General features: G+C 41.6%; 3 protein-coding genes. All 3 read right to left on the bottom strand.

Annotated features, from left to right (window positions below):
* Positions 1-1382: carbon starvation CstA family protein (locus tag CXF78_RS14170; RefSeq protein ID WP_102037162.1), on the bottom strand; the 1382-nt coding region annotated here is incomplete at its 3' end.
* A 174-nt stretch (positions 1383-1556) separates the two neighbouring features.
* Positions 1557-2267: a two-component system response regulator BtsR gene (gene btsR / locus CXF78_RS14165; RefSeq protein ID WP_011637888.1), complete on the bottom strand. Its 711-nt coding sequence runs from the start codon at positions 2265-2267 to the stop codon at positions 1557-1559.
* The coding region (locus CXF78_RS14160) for a sensor histidine kinase (protein ID WP_102037161.1) at positions 2264-3856 on the bottom strand (1593 nt) is incomplete at its 5' end. The genes btsR and CXF78_RS14160, both read right to left, overlap by 4 nt.

Raw genomic sequence — 3856 nt, 5'->3', positions numbered from 1 at the left:
ATTGTCGCAATGATTGCGGTAGTGACTAAACCTGCAATGGTTGACACTGTCATTGGTAAACCAGCACCCAATGTTGATGAGTTCAACATAAAGCTAATCACAACACAGGTCATGAACATAGCCGGTACAGTACAAATCCAATGGAATTTATTGTGTCGTAGTAAGTAAGCTGAAGCGGTCCATAACATCAATACCGCTGTGGTTTGGTTTGCAACACCAAAGTAGCGCCAGATAATGCCAAAGTCTACTTGGGTTAACACGGCACCGACGACAAATAATGGTAACGCGAGCATTAAACGCTTCGGTAACTCGATTTGCTTGATGTTAAAGAACTCTGCCAATATTAATCGCGCTGAGCGAAATGCTGTATCGCCAGAGGTGATAGGCAATACAATGACACCTAAGATAGCCAAGAAGCCACCAAATGTTCCTAATAGCCCATTAGATGCTTCGTACACAACGTTTGCTGGGTTGCCTGCCATTCCGGCATTCAATCCTTCTACACCACCAAAGAATGATAATGCAATTGCACACCAAATTAATGCAATAACACCTTCACCAATCATGGCACCAAAAAACACAAAGCGACCGTTTGATTCATTTTCAACACAACGCGCCATTAAAGGTGATTGTGTTGCATGGAAACCCGATACTGCACCACATGCAATCGTGATGAATAAGGCTGGCCATAATGGCATGTCATTAGGGTTTAAGTTGGTAAAGAAGTCACCCATTTCAAAACCAGGTAACATGGTATGTTCGGTTGATAATGCTAACGCTATAATCAGTCCGAGTGACATAAAGACCAGTAATGCGCCAAAGAATGGGTATAAGCGACCAATAATCTTGTCGATAGGTACGATGGTAGCAATTAAATAATAAACAAAAATGATACCAACAAAGAGAGTGACGTCCAGTCCGGTAAGTTTGCTTAGTAATCCTGCAGGAGCAGAGATAAACACTACGCCAACTAGTAACAATAAGATAATGGCAAACAAGTTCATAAAGTGTTTGGCATTGTTACCTAAGTATTTACCGGCCAAGTTAGGAACTGATTGACCATTATTGCGTACCGATAACATCCCCGAAAAGTAATCGTGCACTGCACCGGCAAAAATACAACCAAATACAATCCATAGCATCGCCGCTGGGCCATAAAGGGCACCTAGAATTGGACCAAAAATTGGACCGACACCAGCAATGTTTAACAATTGAATTAAATAGACTTTCCCTTTAGACATCGGTACGAAGTCGACACCGTCTGTTTGAGTGAAAGCGGGCGTTTGTCTTTGAGTGTTAATGCCGAACACTTTTTCGACAAAAGCGCCATAAATAAAATAGCCACCAATTAGCAGGCCTACACAGAGTAAAAACCACGTCATTTTGTTATCTCCCCATTTTTATAGTGACACTATTTTAAAACATCACAATAGGCGGTTGGAGGCTAACTGAGTAACAGGTTAAAAAGGCTGTGTAAGCGGTAAATTGTCATCCTGAGCGGTTTTCGTTGTTAGGTAAGTGTGGTGCATATCACGCTTAATGTGGCGTAAACAATGTTACTGAAATCCAAGCAACTGCTTTAACTCTCTAAGATAACGACGTGACACCGGCACTTTTGATCCGCTATGGGTGGTAACTTCTGCGCCCGTGTCGGTGATTTCAATTTCTGAAATAGCACTCGGGGCCAGTAGGTATTGTTTATGGCAACGAAATAACGCGGTTTTTTGCTCTAATACTTTTAGCGTTAATTGAGTGTGACTGAAACCTTTATTTGAACACACATGAATACCGCCAACATCACTGACAATAAACTCTACATCAGCGGTAGCGACAACTTTAAGTTTATTGCCACTGTAGCAGGGTAAGTGCGCTAATTGAGTTGGCAATATCTGCGTCATTGGTTGCGGTGTCATGTTGGTGCGTACTTTGTCTAAGGTTTGGTTAAAGCGCTTTTCATCGATGGGTTTAAGTAAGTAATCAAATGCATTGTTATCAAATGCTTTGATCGCATATTCGTCAAATGCGGTAATAAATACTGCTCGTGGCATTTGCTCAGGATTAAGCATGGCAATTAATTCCATGCCATTTATCCTCGGCATTTGAATATCAACAAAAATCAAATCAGGCTTTAACAGGTTAATTTGTTGTAAGGCTTCTATGGCATTACTACATTGACCTAACACTTTGATGTCAGGATGTTTGTCGAGCAAATCTGCCACTTCTTGGCGGGCGAAGGGTTCATCATCAATGATTAAGCACGAGATCATTGGTCCATTTCCTTTAACGGTAAACGCACACTAACACGAGTGAATACATCTGGTTCACACTCAACTTCAATGCCGTATTGGCTGCCAAATAAATTCTGAATTCGTTTATGGACTAAGTTCATTCCTAAACCATCAGTGTTGTTAGAGGGTTGATATAAACCTGCATTATCGGTCACGTTGAGTAATAAATCATCGCCATCCAATGTGGCTTTAACATCAATCACACCGGCATCAAGCATCCGCGATGTACCGTGTTTTACTGCATTTTCAATTAACGGCTGTAAGGTAAATGCGGGCATTTTTTGGTGATGATAAATCATAGCAATATCTATGTTGACTTGCAGTTTGTCGATAAACCGAGCGCGTTCGATAGCGAGATAAGCGTCGATGTGCTCAAGTTCATCAGCCATTGTCACCAGCCCTGTAGTTCTGGTCAAGTTGATGCGCAAAAATTGCGATAACTGCTGTAATAATTGCTTAGACATTTGCGGGTCACGCTTAATAATTGCACTGATGGTATTGAGTGCATTAAATAAAAAGTGCGGATTAACCTGAGCCTGTAACAACTTTATCTCTGCTTGCATCAATAAGCTTTGCTGTTGCTCAAAGCGGCCATAAAGAATTTGGTTAGACATTAACCTCGCAATACCTTCGCCTAATGTGCGATTAATGTTTAAAAACAATTTGTTTTTAGCTTCGTATAATTTAATTGTGCCAATGACTTCGTCGTTGCTGCGCAGCGGAATGACTAGGCTTGAGCCTAAACTACAATTGGGCGATATAGAGCAGGAATAAGTGGTATCGACCCCATCAGCAAACATCACACTATTTTGTGCGATGGCATCGAGGGTGATTTTTGAGGAAATAGGCGTATTAGGAATATGGTGATCGGCCCCAAGGCCAATAAATGCCAGTAATTTAGTAGTGTCGGTAATGGCGACTGCGCCAACTTGAGTTTCTTCTATTATGATTTTGGCGACTTTTTTACTCGACTCCAAATCAAATCCTTTAGACAGTAAGCCGACACTGCGCTCAGCTATTTTAAGTGCTTTAGTCGAAAAACTGGAAGAAAGTTTATCAAACATGGCTTTTTGGTCGCGAACAATACTCATAAACATCGCAGCGCCGAGTGAATTAATCAGTAACATGGGCGGGGCGATCAGTTTGACCAATTCCCAAGCCTGATCAAAGGGTTTTGCGACTAATACAATTATCGACATCTGCATTATTTCAGCCATAAACGTGACCCCAAATACCACAATTGGCTGATAAACCATTTCTGATTTACCGGCTTTTTTGAAGTAATAACTGATCATACCTGCGGATAAGCCTTCTAAGCTGGTGGATATGGCGCAAGCAATATCGGTGAATCCACCCATAGAATAACGGTGTAACCCACCCGTTAACCCAACCAGTAAACCAGTTACAGGTCCACCTAGCAATCCGCCTAATACAGCGCCCATAGCCCGAGTGTTAGCAATGGCTCCTGACGTTTGTTCACCAAAGTAAGTTGCCATTATGCAAAAGCTGGAGAACACTAAGTAAATAAAAATCTTATGAGGTAATCGTTTTGAGGTCTCTGCAAATAG

Origin of the sequence: Shewanella sp. 11B5 (assembly GCF_002836795.1) — a bacterium.
GTDB lineage: Bacteria > Pseudomonadota > Gammaproteobacteria > Enterobacterales > Shewanellaceae > Shewanella > Shewanella frigidimarina.
Note: the sequence above shows the minus strand (reverse complement) of the source record. Positions and strands in the feature narration are given on the sequence as shown.